This is a genomic window from Aquimarina gracilis (genome assembly GCF_035285365.1).
Taxonomy (GTDB): Bacteria; Bacteroidota; Bacteroidia; order Flavobacteriales; family Flavobacteriaceae; genus Aquimarina; species Aquimarina gracilis.
The window spans coordinates 130,576-152,120 of sequence record NZ_JAYKLX010000008.1; the positions used below are offsets into that span (position 1 = coordinate 130,576).

20 protein-coding genes are annotated in these 21,545 nt (G+C 35.4%); 9 read left to right on the forward strand and 11 right to left on the reverse strand.

Annotated elements, in window-relative coordinates; translation table 11 throughout:
* Positions 1–5: 5 nt before the first annotated feature.
* Positions 6–2,516, forward strand: a complete 2,511-nt coding sequence (locus U6A24_RS17225; protein WP_324181243.1) for an ABC transporter permease — start codon at positions 6–8, stop codon at positions 2,514–2,516.
* Positions 2,517–2,597: 81 nt separating this feature from the next.
* Positions 2,598–3,260, forward strand: a complete 663-nt coding sequence (locus U6A24_RS17230) for an ABC transporter ATP-binding protein (protein WP_324181244.1) — start codon at positions 2,598–2,600, stop codon at positions 3,258–3,260.
* Positions 3,261–3,289: 29 nt separating this feature from the next.
* On the opposite strand, the gene U6A24_RS17235 is transcribed toward U6A24_RS17230, so the two are convergent.
* The 5 genes from U6A24_RS17235 to U6A24_RS17255 all read right to left on the reverse strand — a co-directional run bounded on the left by U6A24_RS17235 (position 3,290) and on the right by U6A24_RS17255 (position 10,647).
* A complete protein-coding gene (locus U6A24_RS17235) occupies positions 3,290–3,700 on the reverse strand; it encodes an endonuclease domain-containing protein (protein WP_324181245.1) in 411 nt (136 codons plus the stop codon).
* A gap of 77 nt (positions 3,701–3,777) precedes the next feature.
* Positions 3,778–5,280, reverse strand: coding sequence for a carboxypeptidase-like regulatory domain-containing protein (locus tag U6A24_RS17240; protein WP_324181246.1), 1,503 nt, complete (start codon positions 5,278–5,280; stop codon positions 3,778–3,780).
* Positions 5,281–5,402: 122 nt separating this feature from the next.
* The gene (locus U6A24_RS17245) at positions 5,403–5,624 is read right to left on the reverse strand and encodes a DUF6261 family protein (protein ID WP_324181412.1); all 222 of its coding nucleotides are present in this window, start codon (positions 5,622–5,624) and stop codon (positions 5,403–5,405) included.
* Between the two features lie 542 nt (positions 5,625–6,166).
* Complete coding sequence (locus U6A24_RS17250) at positions 6,167–9,766, reverse strand: ABC transporter permease/M1 family aminopeptidase (RefSeq protein WP_324181247.1); 3,600 nt, start codon at positions 9,764–9,766, stop codon at positions 6,167–6,169.
* The gene (locus U6A24_RS17255; RefSeq protein ID WP_324181248.1) at positions 9,763–10,647 is read right to left on the reverse strand and encodes an ABC transporter ATP-binding protein; all 885 of its coding nucleotides are present in this window, start codon (positions 10,645–10,647) and stop codon (positions 9,763–9,765) included. Before U6A24_RS17255 ends, U6A24_RS17250 begins: the two co-directional genes overlap by 4 nt.
* Positions 10,648–10,888: 241 nt before the next feature.
* Here U6A24_RS17255 and hemB point away from each other — a divergent pair, with 241 nt between their 5' ends.
* The 7 genes from hemB to U6A24_RS17290 all read left to right on the forward strand — a co-directional run bounded on the left by hemB (position 10,889) and on the right by U6A24_RS17290 (position 16,445).
* On the forward strand, positions 10,889–11,863 hold the full coding sequence (gene hemB, locus U6A24_RS17260) for a porphobilinogen synthase (RefSeq protein ID WP_324181249.1): 975 nt from the start codon (positions 10,889–10,891) through the stop codon (positions 11,861–11,863).
* A 190-nt stretch (positions 11,864–12,053) separates the two neighbouring features.
* On the forward strand, positions 12,054–12,440 hold the full coding sequence (locus U6A24_RS17265; protein ID WP_324181250.1) for a tellurite resistance TerB family protein: 387 nt from the start codon (positions 12,054–12,056) through the stop codon (positions 12,438–12,440).
* Between the two features lie 7 nt (positions 12,441–12,447).
* A complete protein-coding gene (locus U6A24_RS17270; RefSeq protein WP_324181251.1) occupies positions 12,448–12,837 on the forward strand; it encodes a c-type cytochrome in 390 nt (129 codons plus the stop codon).
* 61 nt (positions 12,838–12,898) lie between these two features.
* Positions 12,899–13,978 carry a CNNM domain-containing protein gene (locus tag U6A24_RS17275; protein ID WP_324181252.1) on the forward strand — a complete coding sequence of 360 codons (1,080 nt, stop codon included), beginning with the start codon at positions 12,899–12,901 and terminating at the stop codon, positions 13,976–13,978.
* Positions 13,971–14,450, forward strand: a complete 480-nt coding sequence (locus U6A24_RS17280; RefSeq protein ID WP_324181253.1) for a methylated-DNA--[protein]-cysteine S-methyltransferase — start codon at positions 13,971–13,973, stop codon at positions 14,448–14,450. Before U6A24_RS17275 ends, U6A24_RS17280 begins: the two co-directional genes overlap by 8 nt.
* 131 nt (positions 14,451–14,581) lie before the next feature.
* Positions 14,582–15,742, forward strand: a complete 1,161-nt coding sequence (locus tag U6A24_RS17285; protein ID WP_324181254.1) for a serine hydrolase domain-containing protein — start codon at positions 14,582–14,584, stop codon at positions 15,740–15,742.
* Positions 15,732–16,445, forward strand: a complete 714-nt coding sequence (locus tag U6A24_RS17290) for a 3'-5' exonuclease (protein ID WP_324181255.1) — start codon at positions 15,732–15,734, stop codon at positions 16,443–16,445. Before U6A24_RS17285 ends, U6A24_RS17290 begins: the two co-directional genes overlap by 11 nt.
* Before the next feature lie 4 nt (positions 16,446–16,449).
* Here the strand turns inward: U6A24_RS17290 and U6A24_RS17295 are convergent, their stop codons facing one another.
* The 6 genes from U6A24_RS17295 to modA all read right to left on the reverse strand — a co-directional run bounded on the left by U6A24_RS17295 (position 16,450) and on the right by modA (position 21,538).
* Positions 16,450–16,860, reverse strand: coding sequence for a hypothetical protein (locus U6A24_RS17295; protein WP_324181256.1), 411 nt, complete (start codon positions 16,858–16,860; stop codon positions 16,450–16,452).
* A gap of 4 nt (positions 16,861–16,864) precedes the next feature.
* Positions 16,865–18,406 carry a glycoside hydrolase family 71/99-like protein gene (locus U6A24_RS17300; RefSeq protein ID WP_324181257.1) on the reverse strand — a complete coding sequence of 514 codons (1,542 nt, stop codon included), beginning with the start codon at positions 18,404–18,406 and terminating at the stop codon, positions 16,865–16,867.
* A 426-nt stretch (positions 18,407–18,832) separates the two neighbouring features.
* Positions 18,833–19,708 (reverse strand): ABC transporter ATP-binding protein, encoded by an 876-nt coding sequence (locus U6A24_RS17305; RefSeq protein WP_324181258.1) that lies wholly within the window; start codon positions 19,706–19,708, stop codon positions 18,833–18,835.
* Positions 19,705–20,376: a molybdate ABC transporter permease subunit gene (gene modB / locus U6A24_RS17310; protein ID WP_407654069.1), complete on the reverse strand. Its 672-nt coding sequence runs from the start codon at positions 20,374–20,376 to the stop codon at positions 19,705–19,707. The genes U6A24_RS17305 and modB overlap by 4 nt, the downstream gene beginning before the upstream one ends.
* Positions 20,376–20,774, reverse strand: a complete 399-nt coding sequence (locus U6A24_RS17315) for a TOBE domain-containing protein (protein ID WP_324181260.1) — start codon at positions 20,772–20,774, stop codon at positions 20,376–20,378. Before U6A24_RS17315 ends, modB begins: the two co-directional genes overlap by 1 nt.
* Positions 20,771–21,538, reverse strand: a complete 768-nt coding sequence (gene modA / locus U6A24_RS17320) for a molybdate ABC transporter substrate-binding protein (RefSeq protein WP_324181261.1) — start codon at positions 21,536–21,538, stop codon at positions 20,771–20,773. Before modA ends, U6A24_RS17315 begins: the two co-directional genes overlap by 4 nt.
* Positions 21,539–21,545: the final 7 nt, after the last annotated feature.

The window sequence follows — 21,545 nt, forward strand, 5'->3', positions numbered from 1 at the left end:
AGATCATGATCAGAAACTATTTCAAAATTATCTGGAGAAGCATGATTCGACAAAAACAATTTGCTTTTCTCAATATTGTTGGACTTACCCTGGGAATCGCCACTTGTTTGGTGCTCGGGTTGTATGTATACGATGAAATGACCTATGATACCTTTCATGAAAAAGGAGATCGCATTTACAGAGTAAATCAATCTCACATTTGGGAAGATTGGAATGATCAATACGCATCAAATGGGCCAAATTTAGGAATTGCTTTGCGTTCCGATGTTCCAGAATTTGAACAGATCACCAGATTATTGGATCAAGGGGCACAGACCATGCGTACAAATTTGAAGGGAAGAGAGAATACCTTGTATAAAGAAGAGCAATGTTATTTGGCCGAAGAAAATTTTTTCGAAGTATTCTCTTTTAATTTTCTTCAGGGAAACCCTAAAACGGCGCTTAAAGATCCAAAAAGCATTGTCATCACACAAAAAACGGCAGCGCGTTATTTTGGAAAAGAAAACCCTATTGACAAAACATTGGAAATACGAGAAAATGATGGGTCATGGAGTACTTTTACCGTTACCGGAGTAGTAGCTAATGTGTCATCAAAGTCTCATATTCAATTTGATATGTTGATATCCTTAAACAGCATTTCTGAACGAATGAAATCAAACGGTTGGTTATGGGTTTGGACCGGATTTTCAACCTATGGTCTGGTGAAAGAAGGAACCAATATAGAAGCTTTACGTCAAAAAATTCAGGCGATACCTCCCAAATGGGCGGCCAATACTACCGAGCGTATTTTTAATCAGACTTATGATGAATTTACAGCAGGAAAACCATGGAAATTGTACTTGCAACCACTTAGAAAAATATACTTATCAGATGATCCTGCAGAGCACCGTTTTGGACCAAATGGTAATCCACAATACGTCAAACTTTTTAGCGCTATCGGAATTTTAATCCTGGTATTGAGTAGCATCAATTTCATGAATCTTTCTACTGCGCGATCTTCAAAGAGGTCCAAAGAAGTTGGAATTAGAAAAGTATTGGGCTCAGAAAGAAGAAAATTAATCAAACTGTTTATCCTAGAGTCTACTCTCTTTGTATGTATAAGTACTGTATTTGCACTTATAATTGTTCAACTACTATTAAATGTATTTAATTCTATAGCCGTAAAAGAGTTATCCTTATTGTCTATGCTGGGTAATCCTGTGTTTTTGGTAATCTTAGTATCTTTTGTAGCGTTCTTAGGTATTTTGGCGGGTAGCTATCCTGCGTTTTACCTATCGGCATTTAAACCTATAGAAACACTAACAGGAAAAGTAAGTGCCGGATTTAAAGGGAAAAAGATGCGTAACGGATTGGTAGTGGTTCAATTTACCATATCAATTGCATTGATAATCTGTACCTTTTTTGTACAAAAACAATTGGCGTATTCGTCATCACTAGATCTTGGACTGGCGAAAGATAATGTCTTACAGATACATAATACAGAACAATTAAGACAAAATGTAAAAGTCTTAAAATCGAAATTGGAAGCCAATTCGGCCTTTACTCATGTTGGTAGATCCTATGGTATCCCTCCTTATATCTGGTCTGGAGATCGGTATAAAGCTTCAGAATCTCAAACGCCCGCAATCAATCTAAGTGATTTTAGAACCGAAGGTGATTATCTGGATTTATTGGGAGTAGAATTTCTGGCGGGTAGAAATTTTGACCCAGAACGTAAGAATGATAAATACGGAGTGATATTGAATGAAGAAGCGGTTAAAGTATTGGGGTGGGGACCAAAAGAGACATTTGCAGCTAATTCTCCTATTGGTAAATATGTCGAAATGACCAATGAAAATGAAGATAAGCTTGAGGTGTTGGGCGTGGTGAAGAACTTCAATTTTAATAGTACCAAAGAAAAAATTGCACCACTGGTGATATTACATCAGGATAATGATTTGGTATGGAATTATCAAAGAGGGCTCACGTTCTTATCGGCTAGACTTAATCCTAATGTTGTTAAAAATACAAGGGATCTTCAAGCGCTAATTGACGATATCAAAGAAGAAATGGCAGGAATGGATGCTTCAATTTTGTTTGAGTATAGTTTTATGGATCAGGAATTTGAAGAAACGTTTAGAACCGAACAACGCATGGCAACCGTACTGAATATTTTTACAGTTTTGGCACTCATTATTGCTTGTCTTGGATTATTTGGACTCACTGCTTTTTCGGCAGAGCAGCGAATCAAAGAATTGGGAATTAGAAAAGTACTTGGTGCAAAAGTATCTCAGCTGGCACTGTTGTTTTCTTCAGAATTTACAAAACTGGTGTTAATATCTGTACTATTGGCTTCACCTATAGCCTATTTCCTTGTGGATCGATGGCTTACCAATTTTGCATATAGAACACCAATCGAAATATGGGTATTTGCAGTTGCTTTGTTGTTTGCAGTAATTATTACCATAATTACGGTGAGTTTTCAAACCATAAAAATCGCTAATACCAATCCCGTAAATAGTTTACGAACCGAATAAATAAAATTTCAAGACCCCAAAGGTTTTCAAAACCTTTGGGGTTTAACAAAATAATAAAATCATATTCAAAAATTAAATAAAATGCTTTTACAACTAAATAAAATATCAAAATGGGTACAATCTGGAGGTCAAAAAGTACACCTTCTTAAAGATATTGATTTATGGGTACACGAGGGAGATTTTATCTCAATCATGGGCCCCTCGGGATCAGGAAAAACCACATTACTCAATGTTCTTGGGATGTTGGATGATTTCAATGAGGGTGAATATACTTTTCTTGATGAATCTGTTCATAAACTTAAAGAAAAACATAGATCGAACCTTTATAAACAATATATCGGATTTGTATTTCAATCCTATCATTTGATCGACGAGCTAACCGTAAAAGAAAACCTTGAAATGCCTCTTTTGTACAAAAAGTATGGTGGTTCAGAAAGAAAAGCACGGGTAGCCGATATGTTGGATCGTTTTAATATTGTTGGTAAGAAAGATCTTTTTCCTGCACAGCTTAGCGGTGGGCAACAACAATTGGTGGGAATTGCAAGAGCTCTTATCGCTAATCCCAAACTTATTCTTGCCGATGAGCCTACAGGAAACTTAAACTCAAAACAAGGAGAAGAAATCATGGAAACCTTTAAAGAATTGAATGACCAGGGGGTAACGATTATACAAGTGACACATTCAGAAAAGAATACTAGTTATGGCTCTCGAATCATTAATTTACTTGATGGGGAGATTGTGTAAATAGTATATTTATTTCTGTAAATAATACATCAATTCCCCTCTTGAGAGGGGCTAGGGGTGTGTTTTTCAAAACGGCGAATATAATCTTCTATTGAAAGTAATACATTAAACATGTCTTTTAAAACTTGGTTATCTGTAAATCGAAGAATAGTTATTCCTAACTCGTTCATTCGTTTTTCCTTTTTCTGATCTTTTTGATATATCTCTATTAATTCATGTGAGTATCCGTCTATTTCAATACCAAGCATAAGTTCATGACAAAAAAAATCTAAAATATAATCATCTATGGGTTTCTGCCTATGGAAATCATAGCCATGCATTTGTTTTCCTTTTAGCTTTAACCAAAGAATAATTTCTGCTTTTGTACTATTATTTCTTAACTGTCTTGCTAGTTCTTTTAATTTAGGATTATATGGTATTATTTTTCTTTTCTTGCTCATTTTACACACCCCCAACCCCTCTCAAGAGGGGAGTTAGGCAATTTCAATTATTCAAATTCCTTCATTAATTATCCAATTCACTCTGTTTCGGGAGCCGCTGTAAATTGTTTTATCGCTGCATTGGGTTCAATAATATTGTATCCTTGCCAGAATTGAGGATCATATTTGGATAAGTACTCAGGCTTAATTGACTTATTTTCTTTACTATTGTCATAATCGGCCTGTGTTAATTCCTTAGTGTCGAAAACCACGATTTCATATTTATTCATACTATCAAAACCGGCATCGATTTCTAATGCTAATTCGTTTTGTTTTCGACGGCCTTTTACATGCTTGTTTTTTTCGATCACCTTGAGAGGTCGATCTACACCAAAATATCTTCCTCGATACATTTCAAGGTATTTCAAATCATATTTTTGGTTACCTCCTTTGTTGAATAGCATCTTTGCCTTATATAGATTGTCTCGATATTGGAGTCCTAAGAGCTTAAAGTTTTTAAGATTTCTCACATTTTGATAATCAACTCGCACTACTGCAAAATCTTCGGTATTTACATAGAGTGTTCCTTCGAAATCTTCTTTCCTTTTTGGCGTAAAACTGATGATGTACACACTATAATCCTCGATATTTGTATAATCGACTAGCTCAAATGTATATCGGTTTGACTTATTTAGGAAATTGGACATTACATCTTCATTGAAAAAGAAGCTCGACATAAGGCTTTTAAGTTCAGATTTTCGATGTTTCAAAAAATGACTTTTATCTTCTTTATTATCTTTGATTTCATCTTTAGCTGCGTTGGCTTCTTCATTGTTTTCGAGAATAGAATCGACCTGGACTTTGGTTCCAAAAATTCCTGATTTTATTTTTAGATATGAATCGGGCTTTACATTTTTCATAAATATGTCTTCCATACGTTTAGACATAGCTTCCATAGATACTTCGTTGTTTTTATCGTATAACTCGGCAGCTTTAATGATATGTAGCTTTCTTTTCTCAAAATCTCCATAGAGATTGCATAAGGTTTCGGTATAATATTGTGACTTTCTTGGAATAATAGAAACAACACTATCAATAAGTTTTTTATTAAGTTCTTCAATGGTAGATTTCTTGAAATCAACATTTAGTTTTTTGATATTACTAAATTCTGATTTTCTAAAAAACAGCCGTTTTTGCGATAACCCAAAATTATAATTCTGATCCAGTCGATTCTTTACATTTTCTATAATTTCATCGATGGTTAAATTCTTGTTCGAAACATAAACGCTATTTAATTCTATAGCTTTTGGAGCCAGATAAATAATACTATCAGTAGACTGATTTACTGCGATTCCTATTTTTTCGTATCCCATGGATGAAATATAGATCGAATCGGTTTGTGGTCTAGTGTCCTCAAGAGTAACGCTAAATCTTCCCTCTTCATTAGTGATTATACCTTGATTTTCTGATAGCTGTATAGTAGCATACGGAATTGGCTCGTTAGTTTTTTTATCTACAATACGAGATGCAATGGTTTGAGCGGATGCCATTAAGGTGAAAGAAAAAAATAAAAGTGCTGCCCCGATATTTTTGTTTGTCATGATTTAAAATTTTGTTCAAATATGTATTCGTTATTATAGACGATATTAATACGGTAAAAGTTGCCTTTATAGACAGTAAAAATAAGACCCAAAATAGAAGTATTTGTTACACAGAGAGTTAATTAAAACAAAAAATCAAAAACAATTCCTTTTGTTTTGGCATGAATAAAGATCCAATCTAATACTTCTTGTAAGGACAGGGAGGTTTGTTTTCGTAACTCGGTAATACTTAAATCAGATTGATTTTGTTGTTGCTCTTTTATACGATCTTTAAAAAGAGTATCAAATTTTTGATGTGCGGTTTTCATTTCATTAAAATGTTTACGTTGATTCAAATTGTCTATAGCATCACTCTACAGTATATTAGTTTCTATTTCTTCGATAATCTCATCCATGACACCTCTTTGCTGATTATAAGCTTCATGGCATCGAGATCTTGTTCTTCGCCAGGCTCTATGAAAGTACGGGTGTACTTTGAAAATTTTCTGTTCTTAAAACTTTTTCATTGTAGCATGACCAATACATGGTTCATAGGTTATATGTAACTTAAATTATTTAGAATGATTCTACACCTGGGAAAAACGCCCCGGAAAACCCGACACGTTTTTCCGGGCCCGGAAAAACGTGCCGGGTTTTCCGGCAGCATATTCCCCGCTCGGAAAGTTGTGCCGGGTTTTCCGGCAACACATTCTGATGGGATAATAAGCTGCCGGAGTTTCAAGCTTGTTTTTCCTTAAAAATTATCCAATGATAGGTGCTGCGAGTTTCATTTTTCGTTACTGGGAAGAAATTTATGAACCCTTAAGTGTTTAAAATGAAGTAAACAAAAACCCCAATCAAAACAGCGCTCTTTGATTGGGGTTTTAAAAATCCTAAAGATAAAAACTTACTCTTCTACAGATTTAAGGTTATCATTAGAATTTCTATCGATTAACTTGTTATAGGGATCAATCCCTGCTTTGATTGGTTTTTTATCGGTGATAATCGTAAACGTATTATCTCCCGGTTGCAACCATTTACGCTCCAAGTAATATGGATTTTTAAGGGGTACTTCTTGATCATCTATAATATCCTCGCCAAACAGTCCAACCTCAATATAGTTGGTTTTATCATCGGTGCGTTCTTCTTTTCCTTTATCGTCATAATAAATTTTGTTCGAATTTACAGTAAATGTGGTTTCATAGGTGCCGTTATCCAGTTTTTTGGTCTTGGCGGCAACAACACGGTTTTCGTACAACACGATCTTTTTAAAACCATCTACCACACTATATTTTAACGAGTCTGGAGCGACATTATAAAGAGCATCGAATAGATTTTCTGAGGTTGGATATACTCCTTTTTCAAAATGTTTGTACTCATTTAAGAAACCTTTCAATGCAGCATTAATTTTATCCTCGCCTATAAGATCCTGTAGCTCATACATGACCATAGACCCTTTGCGATACCAGATATGCTGGCCCACTTCTACATTGAGTAAGGATCGTTCGGGTTTAAAACTAAAGGCTCTACTTCTTAAATAATCGTCCAAAGAATATTTCAAAAAGTTTTTGATTCCGTTTTCCCCATATTCCTGCTTCATAGTCATTAATGACGTATACTCTGCCAAGGTTTCAGAGATAATATTGGCTCCCGACGTTTTGCTAGGTGTTACGATATGACCCCACCACTGGTGAGCGACTTCGTGAGCTGTTACTCTAAAAGCATAATTAAAATCTTCTGCCTTATCAAAGTTGGCTACAAAACCAAAATCTTCAGAATATGGAATAGTGGTTACAAAAGATTGTGCAAAGGTGGTATGGGCAGGAAATTCAACAATTCGAAGTACCGAGTTGGGATATTCGTAAAAGTTTTTGGAACAATAGTCCAAAGCTACTTTAACACCGTCTATAAAATGTTTCAGATTGCGTTTGTGTTTTTGGGAATGATAGATTTCTATGGCTACCTTTTTTCCACTGGGGGCAGTCCAACTAGACTTTTCTATATCATATCGAGCCGAAACTACATTAAAAAACAGGTCGGTTTGTGATTCTAATTTATAGTGGTAATAAGCACGCTCATTTTCTTTCCATTTTTTTGCCAATACACCTGGGGCTAAAGCTATTTGATCCTGAGCCGTACTTACTACAGCTTCAAAATTGATATAATGAGCATCTTCATTAAATAGATTCTTTTTAAGGGCTATAGAATCTGTACGTGGTGGGTACAAATAATCCAGTTTTTTTAATCCATGTTTTACCCGAACACCGTTGTCTACCAAGCTTCGTTCGTAGTAAAACCTCGGAAAAATAGTACTGTTAAAAAAAGATCCATTGTGCAACACCTGGGTTTGCATAGCATTGGCAAACCCTTTGGTTAGGGCTTCAACCTCTATGGTAAGATCGGCTTTTTCTGTTGGTTGCATTGGAGCTGGTAACTTATAGAAATATATACGATATACCGAATCAGTAACGACAGGGTTCAGCTCTTGTCCTTTGTATATTACCTTTTTTAATGTGAAATGCTGACCAGGATACTGTACTTCCAGTAGCAATGTATCGATGGCTTTTTGGTGAGGATTTATAATTTTAAACTCCCCTTTGGCTGTGAGATTTCTTTCTTTAGGAAAAACATCAATATACGCTTTAAGATCGGTTACTATAGGGTGCTCTTTGCCAATGTATTTTTCGTATTTCTTTTCGGCATCTGCCGCTACTTCTTCTGTATAATTTCCATCTTGAATAGTGTTTATTACTTTCAAATTATAATAGCTATAGGCACCAATAGATATAAAGGCTACAACAATCAATGTAGATGCTAAAATTGTTTTACTATCGAATCGTTCTTTGGCCAGAGATAATCGTTCTTTAACTGAAGAAAAGAATCCGCGGGTCCAGAAAACCTTACCAATCATCATTAAAATAGCCGTAAATAATACCCAGTATAAATTCATCCAGGTGATTCCGCCAAGGTAATGACCAAAACCGTTAAGATCGCTAATAAAAAAAGGTGTAGGTTGTCCAAAAATCAACAAAGGATTGGTGCTTTTGAATCCTAAGGTGACCAATAAGGGTAATCCTATATACAATACGATGACAATGAAGTGTCCCAAAAATTTATTATTGACCAATACGTGAATAAAAAATGCTAGTAGAACCGTCATAATCAAACCGGGAAACAGAATTACAAAATTGTAAATCAAGTACATATCCAGTTCATAGGCAAAGTAGCCATTAAAGGTCTGAAATAACATACCAATAACGATATTGGTAAACGCCAAAATCACAGACACACCAAATAAGGCAATAATTTTTGAAAAATATAGACTAGCATCGCTTATGGGTAACGCATCATAAAACACAAAAGTTTTGTTTTTTCGGGTTCTATGAACGGCTTCTCCCGAATAGATTACCAGAATAATGGCAGAAAGCAATGATATTCCCCCCGATGCATAGAACGCAATATAGCGTGTAAGAGGAAGATTTGGTGTTCCGTAGGTTTTGTTGGCCACAAAAATTGTGATTACCGAAATTACAATGCCAATAACCAATAGAATAACAAATACCGGGTCTTTTACAATAGATAAGAATTCTATTTTGCTAAGGGAAAATAGATTCTGTCTTTCAGCTTTCTTAGAAAACACCTGGGTGACCGAAGTAATTAACGAAGGTTGATAGGCATCGTTATTGGTTTTCTTTTCTTTCTTACTAGAAAGTAAGAACTTCTTGTAATCAAATTTAAAAAGTGTGATTAGGAAAAATGCCAATCCAATCCCCAGCCATAATAATCTATTGATTAAGAATTTACCGTGTACGGGGAGTTGGTTTGTATTACGTTCATTAATAGACCAATATTTTTTTACATAATCAAAAGCTTCTCCGCCAAAAGGATCAAGGTATATACTCAACCATTGATTATCCAGATTCCCTAGTAAGGTTTCTGCCATAGTATTTAATAGGAATAAACAAATACCCCCTAAATATATAATTGGCATCTTTTTGAAAAAAGCCATTAAACAGAAAAACAATGACCCTACCAGCAAGGCATTGATTTGTAGTATAAAAATAAACGGAAGTAGGTAAGAAGAGAAATCAAAAGCAGTGTAATCCCCATAATCAGGGCGTTCCAAAAACTCGCCTATACCAAAGCCTATTATGGCACCAAGTAAAATTCCAAGGTTAAGCAGGGTAGTAATCGTAAAACTACCCAAAAAACGCCCTAAAACATACGACTTTTCTGGAATGGGAAATGTGAAATACGTTTGTGCAGTTTTATGATCGTGATCCCTAAAAATGGGTACTCCCATGATAGCGGCATAAAAGAAAATACTGATTACCGATATGGCAGATACCACATTTGTGATTTTTGTGGGGCTATTTACGAACTCGGCAGTCGAAGATCGTTGTAATGCAGCAAATAGAATAGCTAATCCAATACCCAAACCAATGTAAATCCAAGTAGCTGGTCTTTTTAGGCGGTATTGCAGCTCAAATAAAAAGGTTTCTTTCATAGTGCTGCCTCCTCTTCTTTTTTATTAATACAGTAGAAGTAGAAATCCTCGAGGTCATTAGATACGGCTTCAAAACCGTCTCCCGGATTTGATTCGTTATACACGTTTACATAAAACTTACCTCCTCTTAAATAATTGGATAATACTGTATATTCATTTTCTAGAGCAGGTAGCTCAGATTTATCAATATGTTTTCTGAATACTTTTTCATTCAAGGTATCGGATAACTCTTGTGGATTTCCTTGAACCAAAATCTTACCTTCATTAAAAACGGCCATTTTTTGACATAAATTGGTAACGTCATCAACAATATGGGTACTTAAAATAACCACTGCGTTTTCGCCAAGTTCACTTAGTAAATTATGAAAACGATTACGTTCCAGAGGATCTAAACCTGCCGTGGGCTCATCTACGATAATCAATTTTGGATTACCCAACAATGCCTGTGCAATCCCAAAACGCTGGCGCATACCACCCGAAAAATCACCTAGATTTCTGTTTCTAAACTTGTAAAGATTTACTTTTTCAAGCAGATCAGCAACATAACCTTTGCGTTCTGCCTTATTATTAATTCCTTTCACTTTTGCGATATGATTAAGCATCATTTCTGCAGAAACTTTTGGGTATACACCAAAGTCTTGAGGCAAATACCCCAATACTTTTCTTAATTCTCCCGGTTGTTTAAAAATATCAATACCATCAAACTCAATTGAACCAGAATCTGCTAATTGTAAGGTAGCTATGGTACGCATAAGCGTAGATTTTCCCGCACCGTTGGGGCCTAATAAACCAAACATTCCGTTTTCTAAGGTTAACGAAACATCATTAAGCGCCTGTGTACCATTAGGATAAGTTTTATTGAGATTTTTTATGGTCAGCATAATTCAGAATTTTTCTATTTCAATGTTTTTAAAGTTAGTATGTGTAGTTAAGGTTTTGTTACAAGATTATAGCTATTTGTAATAAAAGACATAAAAACTTTGGCGTTCAAATATATAAGAGTTTTACCAATAACGACACTAAAAAGTTTTAGTATATTTTAATGCTCAATTTCTTGTGATTTTAATAAGATCATTACCCAAAACATATGCTTATCTTTGTAGCATTAAATTAATTCATAGAATGCAACAACTTCGCAGAAACAGAAGACTTAGAACCAATGATGCTATTCGTTCTTTGGTGAGAGAAAATACAATTACCCCTCATGATTTTTTAGTTCCTCTTTTTGTAGTAGAGGGAAAAGGTGTCAAAGAAGAAATTTCTTCTATGCCCGGCTATTATAGATATAGTCTGGATTTGCTTACAAATGAGGTTAAAGAACTTTGGTCATTGGGTTTAAAATCGGTGTTGTTGTTTGTAAAAGTTCCTGATAAACTTAAAGATAATAAAGGTACCGAGGCCCTAAATGCCGATGGGTTAATGCAGCGTGCTATAAAAACAGTAAAAGATGCAGTACCAGATATGTTGGTAATGACCGACGTTGCACTGGATCCATATTCATCTTATGGTCATGATGGGATTGTAGAGGATGGATATATTGTAAATGATGAAACATGCGAAGTGCTGGCACAAATGTCGCTATCTCATGCGCGCGCTGGTGCTGATTTTGTAGCTCCCAGCGATATGATGGATGGACGAATTCTAACTATAAGAGAGCTACTCGAGCAGGAAAATTTTAAGAATACAGGTATCATGAGCTATAGCGCCAAATATGCATCGGCATTTTATGGGCCTTTTAGAGATGCTTTGGATTCTGCTCCTGGATTTGGAGATAAGAAAACCTATCAAATGGATTTTGCAAATCGAGATGAAGCCATTAAAGAAACATTAATGGATATCGAGGAAGGTGCCGATATTGTGATGGTGAAACCTGGTTTGGCATATCTTGATTTGGTAAGAGATGTAAGAGACAATGTAGATGTACCCGTTGCCGTTTATCAAGTAAGTGGAGAATATGCTATGCTCAAGGCCGCAGCAGAAAAAGGATGGTTAGATCACGATAAAGTGATGCTAGAACAAATTATGGCTTTTAAAAGAGCAGGAGCACATATTATTGCCAGCTATTTTGCCAAAGATGTTGTAAAGCTCTTAGGATGATTTGAGTTTTTTATAGTAGGGTTTATAGCGTTCCTTCTCCTTGGACGACATTATAATGGCAATAGGCGAGACGAAGTGTTGGAGTCAGGATGAGGGGATTTTTTATAAACACCCTCACTTTAATCCTCTCCGTCAAGGGAGAGGAAATAAAACATGTATCAGTTGTAAGAATTTTTAAATTAGAAACGCTATGGTGAGCAGAGAAAGATTATATCGAACTTTTGGAGAATTGCTATACGTCCTGGCCATGAGTGATGGGGTTATCCAAAAAGAAGAAGTTGAAACTCTTGAAGAAATCTTACAGGGTCACCCAAAAGGAAAAGAAATCAAATGGTCTTTTGATTATGAAAGTACAAATCAAAATGATATAGAAACCCTATATAAGAAGGTCATCGAGGTATTTTCAGATAATGGCCCCGATCACGAATATGATTTTATGATTTACGCGCTTACCAAAATTGCTGATGCTAGTAAAGGAGTCAATGCCGAAGAACAAAAGTTAATCACTAATTTCTCTAATGATTTATTAGAGCGATTTGTAAAAGATATTGAAAAAATTAAAGAAAAATATACATAAACATACAATGCAAAAAACAGGCCTGCTTATACTGTCTATGACTCTACTTTTGGTGAGTTGCCAGTCAGAAAAAAAAGAAAAAGAAGATATCAAAATCGGAACAAAGAAGAAAGAAATTTCAGTCTTCGAAACCGGTAAAAATATATTTAATGGAAAAGGAAAATGTTACACATGTCATAAAATTGATAAGAAATCAATTGGACCGGGAGTAGTAGAAATTATGAAGATTTATAAAGAAAAAAATGGAGATTTGATAGCGTTTCTAAAACAAGAAGCAGATCCGATTGTAGATCCAGAAACGTATGCCGTAATGAAAACAAACTTTGCTATTATCAAAACATTTTCTGAAGATGAACTAAAGGCGCTTCAGGAATATATGATCAAAGTGAGTAAATAAACGTAGCGGTATTATCAAAGTTGTATTCAAATCCTTACTTTAGTAGCATATTTTTAACGCAATGACCTTACTTATAATATACGCAGTACTTTCTATTTTCTTTTCGTTTTTATGTTCGATTCTAGAAGCAGTATTACTTAGTGTGACCCCTACTTTTATAAACGTTAAGAAAAAAGAAGGGAAGCCCTATGCCACCACTTTAGAGAACTTAAAAAAAGATGTAGATCAACCCTTGATTGCCATTCTTACCTTAAACACTATTGCGCATACAGTAGGAGCAATTTTGGTAGGAGTGCAAGCAGAACAGCTACCATATAAGGTTGAAATCCTAGGGGTAAATATTGTGGGAATTGTATCGGCAATAATGACTATTTTAATTTTGGTTGTTTCTGAAATTATACCCAAAACCATCGGAGCTACATACTGGAAACAATTGGCAAACTTCACATCCAAAGCCTTGTTGGCACTCATAGCTCCTCTTAAATATACGGGGATTTTATGGTTGCTTAGACTCACCACAAAACTTATTGGTGGTAAAGGGCATCATGGATCAGTTTTAAGCAGAGAAGATTTCACCGCCATGGCCGATATTGCTGAAGAAGAAGGTGTTTTTGAGGAGTCTGAATCCAAAGTGATTAAAAATCTACTCAACTTTAAAGCCATACAGGCCAAGAGTATCATGACCCCTAGAACAGTTCTTAAAATGGCTCCAGAAGATCAAAGTGTCTCCGATTTTTTTGAAGCCAATAAAAACCTTCGATTTTCAAGAGTGCCGGTTTACAAAGATAATCCGGACAATATTACCGGTTATGTTTTGAAAGATGAGGTTTATAAGCAAATGGCAGAGGATAAGCATGACAAGAGACTAGGAGATATTAAGAGACAGTTAATCGTAGTTGGGCGAAATGTCGCGGTACCCAATCTTTTCGAAAAATTGGTAGAAGAAAGAGAACATATTGCCTTGGTAGTTGATGAATATGGTTCGATAAGCGGGATTGTAACGATGGAAGATGTAATTGAAACCTTATTAGGATTGGAAATTGTAGATGAAAGCGATACCGATGCCAATATGCAAGATCTCGCACGAAAAAATTGGGAAAACAGAGCTAGAAAACTGGGTATTTTAGAAGACGATGAGTAATGAAGCCTACATTGAAACACCATTGGGAATTGCCATAATATCTGGTGATAAGAATGGTATTTCTAGTGTTTCGGTTACCAGAGAATCCAAAAAACAACTTTCAAAGAATATACCGGCACAATTACAAGAGGCTGTAGCACAACTTACCGAATATTTTGAAGGAAATCGCACCCATTTTGATTTAAAACTCAATCCCTTGGGCACCGATTTTCAGAAAAAGGTGTGGAATGAGTTACTCAAAATCCCGTTTGGGAAAACTGCTACTTATCTCGATATGGCCAAACGATTGGGAGACCCAAAATGTATTCGAGCTGCTGCAACGGCCAATGGTAAAAATCCTTTATGGATCATTGTACCTTGTCATCGTGTCATTGGCAGCGATGGGTCACTTACTGGCTATGCCGGCGGATTATGGCGAAAAAAATGGTTGCTGGATCATGAAAACCCGGTAAAACAACAATCTTTGTTCTAAACAAAAATTTCTAAAAAACATTTTTATAGTTTCAAAAAATGAAACTGACTTATTTTATCATTGCACTTTAAGTCGTTCATTTTTTTTAATTAAATTGGTAGAATTCAATTTCACACTAATTAAACTTCAACATGCGAATCTTCAAGAATTTTTTAAAAGGACTTTTGGCAATCATAGTATTATGTATTGGTTTATTATATGTTTTTGATAGTGAATATATCTTCAAAGGAGTACGTGTAGTATACATGACGGGTCATAATACTGCCTATCTGGACGATTACACGCATTTTGACAATCGCCCAATTAAAACTGGTACAAAAAGTATCCCCTGGGCAATTCATAAAAAGTATAATACTACCCAGGCAACAGATAGGTTGAATGAAATTAACGATAAGTTAGGTACTGTGGCATATATGATTATTAAAAATGACAGTATTTGGTATGAAAAGTATGCCGAAGGATATGGTACCGAATCTAAAACCAATTCATTCTCGATGGCAAAAAGTATGGTAACGGCCATGCTAGGCAAAGCCATAATGGATGGTTATATAAAAAGTCTAGACCAACCGCTGGGAGATTTTTTTCCCGAGTTTTCTGAAGGGTTGGCGGCAAAAACAACTGTAGGGGACCTTTCTTCAATGTCCTCTGGACTCAATTGGGAAGAAAGTTATAAAAGCCCTTTTTCTATCACGGCCAAGGCATATTATGATACAAATATTAGAGAGGTGTTATTAGGGTTGGAAGTGGTCGAAGAACCTGGACAAGAATTTAAATACCTAAGCGGAAACACCCAACTGCTGGGAATGGTAATAGAGAAGGCTACAGGAAAGCCATTGTCTGAATATTTAAGTGAAAGTTTTTGGAAACCAATGGGAATGGAGCAAGAGGCAATCTGGCAATTGGATAGTGAAGATAGCGGTATGGAAAAAGCCTATTGTTGTGTAGCGAGTAATGCAAGAGATTTTGCCAGATTTGGTGTGTTATTCAAAAACAAAGGAGTTTTTGCAGGTAAGCAATTATTACCCGTAGAGTTTACAGAACTGGCTACCAAAAAAAGATTCGAAAAAGACGATATGTACGGCTATGGTTTTTGGTTATCAGATCATTTGGATAAAGAAATCTTTGCCATGCGAGGTATCCTTGGGCAATATGTAATTTGTATTCCCAAGGATGATGTTATAATAGTAAGACTAGGGCATAATAGAGGGGACTTTGTGCCAGGCGAATCTTTTACCGAAGACTTTTTTATCTTCATTGAAGAAGGGTATAAAATGTTAGAGAATGCTTCATAAATTAAACCTGGAACATATCTTGTTTCTGGATATTGAAACGGTTCCTGAACATAAAAGTTTTGATGGTCTAAGTGAGGAAATGAAATACCTTTGGGCCGACAAAACCAAATATCAACGAAAAGAAGAATTCTCACCAGAAGAATTTTATGAACGTGCCGGTATTTGGGCAGAATTTGGTAAAATAGTTTGTATATCTGTAGGATATTTTACTTTTAAAGGGGAAACAAGATCCTTTAGAACCACTTCATTTCATGGAGAAGAAAAACAACTTTTGCTGGATTTCAAAAATCTTATTGAAACTCATTTTAGTGGCCCTCAACATTTACTTTGTGCGCATAATGGGAAAGAGTTTGATTTCCCATATATTGCTCGCAGGATGATTATCCACAATATAACATTACCCTACAAGCTCAATCTTTTTGGTAAAAAACCTTGGGAGGTACCACACTTGGATACCCTGGATCTATGGAAGTTTGGAGATTATAAACATTACACCTCATTAAAATTACTAACGAATATTTTGGGGATTCCATCGCCAAAAGATGATATTGATGGTAGCCAGGTACGAAATGTATACTACGACGATCAAGATATCGATCGTATTATTATTTATTGCGAAAAAGATACTGTAGCCGTAGCCCAAATTTTACTTCGTCTTCGGCAAGAAGAATTACTTTCTGATGAAGAAGTAATTTCGGTTTAAACAATCAATTCATTCGATTACGCCTATCATCTTTTGTTGGGAAGTATAGATTAGAACTGCTATATGAAGTTCCATAGGTCATGACGGCAGAATATACCTGTTGCACAGCGTCTTCGACCTGAAATTCTGAAAGTTCTTTTAAGGGGTGCATAAAAGCCGCCCAAAGTACTTTCCCGGAAATAGAATATTTCACATCCAAAGCAGAGTGAAAATTGGCTTCCATGCAACGTTTAATATCTTTTTCAGACATCGTTTCATGATCTCTAATAGGAGCAATGATACGCATACGATTATGCAACTCATCAGTTAAACAAACAAAGTGAATGTCATTTATTACAAATTCCCAATTTCCGTCAGTACCTTCGACTTGATCGGATAATGATCTAAAAATTGCATCTAATTTTTTATTGTCCATAGCTTTATAATTGCTTAAGTAAATCTCTTGCTTTTTCAATTTGAAGGGATATCAGATAGTAGAATACCTGATCCATTACTTGATTTGCATAGCTGTCATCTTTATATTCTTTTCTTTTTTGATATAGATCTACGGCTAGCGATACGTCATTTTCAGTATAAGAAACACCCAAAAACTCTTGTAGCACCGTTAGTCTATCATATCCAAATTCTTCAGAAGGTTCAATTATGGTTCCTTCTCCCCAATCATTCCATGTGATGATTTGCAACATGGTAATATCATTTAGTTTGGCTCTATCCAAAGATTCTTTGAAAAGTTGACCGTTGCGATCGTCATAAAATGTAAACCCATTACCCCAGCCTCCTTCTTGATAATAGTCATCAAATCCAGGCATGGCACCACCAATACAAACATCAAGATTAACATCGATACACCTTTGGTAGAAGTTGTTATTAATAGATTCGTCAACCCATCCAAACTCACCTTCAGCAGCAGCTCCTAAATTCCTATAGGGTAAGGGAATAAATATAGGTTTTTCGGATAAACCTGAAAAGACATCGAGCCATTCTGCTTCTGTAAATATAGCTTGTGGTCCAAAGTTTAGTAAAAGAGGTTTATTATCAACTTTTATATAGCTATTAGAAGAAAAATAATTCGTTTCCATATGCGCAATTACTCTTTTTGCTTCCTGGACTCTGTTAGAAATAATACCTTGTTCTTCAGCATTTTTTAGAGCCGAATCTTCATATACCAAAGCGTATTGGAGTCCGGCTTTTTCTAACCATGGAATAATGGCATCGGTATGATCTTGCAATAATCTCCCGTCATAAACATCGGTTATTCCAGGATTATCTATCAATATGCCATCTAGACCAGAAAGTTTCATACAAACGACCGCATATTCTAGATAATCTGGTTCTCCGTTGTCATAAGGACCAATTAAAGGGTAATAGTGCGAAGCAATTTCTCTTTTACCATTGGCATCAATGTTTAAAGGGTTTTTATTTGCCATCGTCCAATGCAGCCCCCAATTCCCTTTATCTGTTTGTGGAAACTCGGCATATTCTGGACTTTCAAACCAAGGCATGTAATGTGCATAGGTAGGAGTGTTATACGTTTTTGAAACGGTAACAGGGTCAAACACAGTAACGTTAAAAGTTCTTTCCTCAAAAGTTGCCGTAACGATATATTTTTTTGATTCATTATTTTCTGCAGTAACAATAATTTCAAAAGAACCATTAGAGAGGTTTTTTGTTTCGCCAGCAGTAATATTTGCCTCGGCCTTTTCAGATACTTTAAGAGACTTAATGGTCATTTCTTCTGTACCATAAGGGAGGTCATTATTAATCGTAATATTTGTAGATGATATAGAAGTAAGATAATCTATACCATTATTTTCTAACACCAATTCTGTTATATTATTTTGAGAAGACAATTCTACTTCTGGTTCAGGTTCGGATTCTGGATTTGGTTGAGGTTGGTCATCGCTACTACATGAGAAAATAATCGAACTGATAAAGATTCCTATAAATAAAAACTTTTTCATAGTAAATTCAGAAATGGTCTTTGGTTAAGGTTAATTAAAATGTACTAAAATAACATATTTATTATACTACGAGAGTATCAAGGTAGGTAGGTGGTAATCTTAAAAATTTCCCCCACCATAAATAAGCGGGGGAATTTAGTGTAATTATATACCAGTCGTGTCCCCCAACAAACCCGAATTGTTACATTCGAGCCGATTCCCTTCGATATAATTACAAAGCAAGCAGGGTGGAAAATAAACAAACCCTACCAAAAATGTCTTCGGTAATTAATTTAAGAGTAAACGTGAAATGAAAATTAAATGTGTGATCTCTGTGAAGAAGATTTATGCTGCGAATATAAAGATTTATTTTAACATGGCACCTTAATTATTAACATTTTTTTAAGGGTTCTAAGTGTTTGGCCTTAGACACATCTTTTTTGTAGTTTATGTAATCTTTTGAATTACAGGATTGAAAGCTTTTGAGGCTACCATGACTTTATCTCCAACAGTAAGATCTGTAATTTCAGAGTTTTGTGCGATTACTTTTACAACATTGTTGCCTATTAGCACGGTAACAATATAAACTACTTCTTCTTGTTGAATAGAAACTACCTCGCCTGTAAATCTAAATTTGGCACTCATTTGATGAGACGTAAAAATTTCTGAAGGTGTTCCAGAGCGGATAATTTTTCCTTCCTCCAGAACATACACTTTATCAGATAATTTTAGAACTTCACCAATGTCGTGACTTACTAATATTGTGGTTAAATTATATTTTTTGTGAACCTTTAAAATATAGGCTTGGAGTTTTAACCGCATTTTGATATCAAGTGCAGACAGCGGTTCATCCAATAATAATACATCGGGTGTTTGTACCAGTGCCCTTGCAAGAGCAACTCGTTGTTGTTGCCCGCCAGATAAGGTACTTGGGTTACGATGTTGTAAATCGCCTAATTCTATTACATCAATAAGTTCATCTATGATTTGATTCTTCTGATTTTTTTCTAAGGCATATTCAAGGTTTTTTCTTACTGTCATATTGGGAAACAAAGCGTATTCCTGAAAGACATAACCTACTTTCCGTTTTTGAGGGGAAAGGTTAATTTTTTTTTCAGTGTCCAACCAAACATCATTGTTTATTGCTATTTTGCCATCATCTGGATCAAGGAGACCAGCAAGTATGCGTAGGATAGAGGTTTTGCCAGCTCCAGATTCGCCATATAGGGTAATAAACTCTCCATGGGGAACATTTAGAGCGATATCCAAAAGCATATTCCCCTGAGCTGTGTGCAACATTTTATGTAAGGACAATGCTATCATCTACTAAACTTTTTTAAATATCCACCATTAACCAGATAAACAATTAGCAAAATAGAAAAGGTAATTCCTAGTAGAATTAAGGAATAGATATTGGCAGTATTATAATTTAAGGCTTCAACCTCGTCATAGATTGCGATTGATGCTACTTTAGTTTTTCCGGGAATATTGCCCCCGATCATTAACACTACTCCAAATTCACCTATGGTATGTGCAAACGAAAGTACGGTACCTGTAAGCAACGCTGTTTTTATATTAGGTAATAGTACTTTAATGGCTGTTCTTAGCTTTGATTTTCCAAGCACATAAGATGCTTCTTTAAGTTGCTTGGGTAGTGCCGCCAATCCAGATTGGATAGGTTGCACCATAAAAGGCAAACTATACAAAATCGAAGCTAGTACCAATCCTTCAAATGAGAAAATCAAGCGTAGTCCTAACCATTCATTTAGCCAATTTCCAAAAGAGTTGTTCGGGCTAAAAGCAATTAATAAATAAAATCCCAATACGGTTGGGGGTAGCACTAACGGCATACTTACCAAGGTCTCGATAACCGGTTTGATCTTTGATTTTGAATAGGCTAACCAATAGGCAAGGGGAATCCCCACAAGCAATAATAGAATTGTAGTTATCAATGCCAATTTAAAAGTTAATATAAGAGGTGACCAATCTATCATTTGCTAATTGATATTTCGTTCGTTTTAATCATAGCAGTCACTGTATTTCCTTCTTCAATATTTAATTGTGAAATCGCATTTGTTGTAATTATAGATACAATATCGCCAATAACGGTTTTGATATTTAGTTGACTTAGTAAAGCTCCTTTTTCGAGTTTTTCAACAATTCCGTTAACCTGGTTTTGTAAACTAATATTGTTTGTGTTTCCTGTTGCGATGACTACTTCGGTTTCTTTAAACAATAGATTAATGGTGTTTCCAACCGTAAGATAAGAGGCAGTTTCTGGAGTTTCTATAACTATAGCTTTAAACAATACTTCTTTTACTTTGGTCGTAACCAAAGAAAGGCTTCCATTGACCTCAATATTTGATATTTGTCCCTGTATTTTATTCATTTTATAGCAGCAAGGTATCCAAAATTTTCAAGAATTTCTTTTGATTCTTCAGAGAATAAGAAAGTATAGAATTTTTTGGCAGCGATGCTAGTCGAGTCTTTTTTCACAATTACAGCCGCTTGAGCGATAGGAGTGTATAAAGTTTGATCAATTTCGATCCACTGGCCTTTTTCTTTCATTTGAGGAGATAGTACCATAGATTTTGCTGTGAATCCGACCTGGGCGGCACCAGAAACAATAAATTGATTGGTTTGAGAGATGCTTTCGCCAAATACCAACTTATCTGATATCTTATCATATATATATGCGTTATTCAGCACAGAGATTGCAGCTTCTCCATAGGGAGCCGTTTTAGGATTGGCAACGGCAATATGTTCTATACTATTATCGATGAGCGATATTATATCTGGTTTTATATGTTCGTTTATCGACCAAAGTACCAACTTTCCGTATCCATAAATTTTAGGTTTTTCGGTTGTATGTCCATCTTTATAAAGTGCTTCTGGGTATTTCATGTCGGCTGAAACGAATACATCATAAGGTGCTCCTTCTTTAATTTGTGCAGTAAGTTTACCCGAAGAACTTACAACTACATCGCAGTCAATTCCTGTTTGCTTGGTAAAAGCCATGGTAATTTCTTTCATAGCAATGTGCATGTTGGAAGCGGTTGCTATGGTTACTTTTGAGGTGTTTTTGGTAGTGCAACCTAAAATTAGAGACAATAAAAATACACTACCAATAAGATTTTTAAAGAATAAGTTCATTTTATTT

What these genes read in the sequence shown, in the direction of transcription:
- U6A24_RS17270 (WP_324181251.1), top strand. Translation starts at nt 12,448, where the DNA reads ATGCAAAAAACAGGCCTGCTTATACTGTCTATGACTCTACTTTTGGTG.
- U6A24_RS17285 (WP_324181254.1), top strand. Translation starts at nt 14,582, where the DNA reads ATGCGAATCTTCAAGAATTTTTTAAAAGGACTTTTGGCAATCATAGTA.
- U6A24_RS17290 (WP_324181255.1), top strand. Translation starts at nt 15,732, where the DNA reads ATGCTTCATAAATTAAACCTGGAACATATCTTGTTTCTGGATATTGAA.
- U6A24_RS17265 (WP_324181250.1), top strand. Translation starts at nt 12,054, where the DNA reads ATGGTGAGCAGAGAAAGATTATATCGAACTTTTGGAGAATTGCTATAC.
- U6A24_RS17280 (WP_324181253.1), top strand. Translation starts at nt 13,971, where the DNA reads ATGAGTAATGAAGCCTACATTGAAACACCATTGGGAATTGCCATAATA.
- U6A24_RS17250 (WP_324181247.1), bottom strand. Translation starts at nt 9,766, where the DNA reads ATGAAAGAAACCTTTTTATTTGAGCTGCAATACCGCCTAAAAAGACCA.
- U6A24_RS17240 (WP_324181246.1), bottom strand. Translation starts at nt 5,280, where the DNA reads ATGACAAACAAAAATATCGGGGCAGCACTTTTATTTTTTTCTTTCACC.
- U6A24_RS17300 (WP_324181257.1), bottom strand. Translation starts at nt 18,406, where the DNA reads ATGAAAAAGTTTTTATTTATAGGAATCTTTATCAGTTCGATTATTTTC.
- U6A24_RS17315 (WP_324181260.1), bottom strand. Translation starts at nt 20,774, where the DNA reads ATGAATAAAATACAGGGACAAATATCAAATATTGAGGTCAATGGAAGC.
- modA (WP_324181261.1), bottom strand. Translation starts at nt 21,538, where the DNA reads ATGAACTTATTCTTTAAAAATCTTATTGGTAGTGTATTTTTATTGTCT.
- U6A24_RS17295 (WP_324181256.1), bottom strand. Translation starts at nt 16,860, where the DNA reads ATGGACAATAAAAAATTAGATGCAATTTTTAGATCATTATCCGATCAA.
- U6A24_RS17230 (WP_324181244.1), top strand. Translation starts at nt 2,598, where the DNA reads ATGCTTTTACAACTAAATAAAATATCAAAATGGGTACAATCTGGAGGT.
- U6A24_RS17275 (WP_324181252.1), top strand. Translation starts at nt 12,899, where the DNA reads ATGACCTTACTTATAATATACGCAGTACTTTCTATTTTCTTTTCGTTT.
- U6A24_RS17305 (WP_324181258.1), bottom strand. Translation starts at nt 19,708, where the DNA reads ATGATAGCATTGTCCTTACATAAAATGTTGCACACAGCTCAGGGGAAT.
- U6A24_RS17235 (WP_324181245.1), bottom strand. Translation starts at nt 3,700, where the DNA reads ATGAGCAAGAAAAGAAAAATAATACCATATAATCCTAAATTAAAAGAA.
- U6A24_RS17225 (WP_324181243.1), top strand. Translation starts at nt 6, where the DNA reads ATGATCAGAAACTATTTCAAAATTATCTGGAGAAGCATGATTCGACAA.
- U6A24_RS17255 (WP_324181248.1), bottom strand. Translation starts at nt 10,647, where the DNA reads ATGCTGACCATAAAAAATCTCAATAAAACTTATCCTAATGGTACACAG.
- hemB (WP_324181249.1), top strand. Translation starts at nt 10,889, where the DNA reads ATGCAACAACTTCGCAGAAACAGAAGACTTAGAACCAATGATGCTATT.